1 protein-coding gene is annotated in these 863 nt (G+C 54.0%); it reads left to right on the top strand.

The features are described from left to right. Window positions 1-863 (top strand): elongation factor Tu (tuf, locus tag ACJ8PN_RS25560; protein ID WP_241166496.1); only part of this gene is annotated, 863 nt, incomplete at both ends.

The raw sequence follows: 863 nt of genomic DNA, 5'->3' as shown, positions 1-863 counted from the left end.
ACCGTACTGGCTAAAACCTACGGCGGTTCTGCACGTGCTTTCGACCAGATCGATAACGCGCCAGAAGAAAAAGCTCGTGGTATCACCATCAACACCTCTCACGTTGAGTATGACACCCCGACTCGTCACTACGCGCACGTTGACTGCCCAGGGCACGCCGACTACGTGAAAAACATGATCACCGGTGCTGCTCAGATGGACGGCGCGATCCTGGTAGTAGCTGCGACTGACGGCCCAATGCCTCAGACTCGTGAGCACATCCTGCTGGGTCGTCAGGTTGGCGTTCCTTTCATCATCGTATTCATGAACAAATGCGACATGGTTGATGATGAAGAGCTGCTGGAACTGGTAGAAATGGAAGTTCGCGAACTGCTGTCCGCTTACGACTTCCCAGGCGACGACCTGCCGGTAATCCGCGGTTCCGCGCTGAAAGCGCTGGAAGGCGAAGCAGAGTGGGAAGCGAAAATCATCGAACTGGCCGAAGCCCTGGACAGCTACATCCCAGAGCCAGAGCGTGCTATCGACAAGCCGTTCCTGCTGCCAATCGAAGACGTATTCTCCATCTCCGGTCGTGGTACCGTTGTTACCGGTCGTGTTGAGCGCGGTATCATCAAAGTTGGCGAAGAAGTTGAAATCGTTGGTATCAAAGACACCGTTAAGTCTACCTGTACTGGCGTTGAAATGTTCCGCAAACTGCTGGACGAAGGCCGTGCTGGTGAGAACGTAGGTGTTCTGCTGCGTGGTATCAAACGTGAAGAAATCGAACGTGGTCAGGTACTGGCTAAGCCAGGCTCCATCAAGCCGCACACCCAGTTCGAATCTGAAGTGTACATCCTGAGCAAAGATGAAGGTGGTCGTCACAC

Source organism: Serratia sp. CY76391 (assembly GCF_052166695.1).
Taxonomy (GTDB): Bacteria; Pseudomonadota; Gammaproteobacteria; order Enterobacterales; family Enterobacteriaceae; genus Serratia; species Serratia nematodiphila.
Note: the sequence above shows the minus strand (reverse complement) of the source record. Positions and strands in the feature narration are given on the sequence as shown.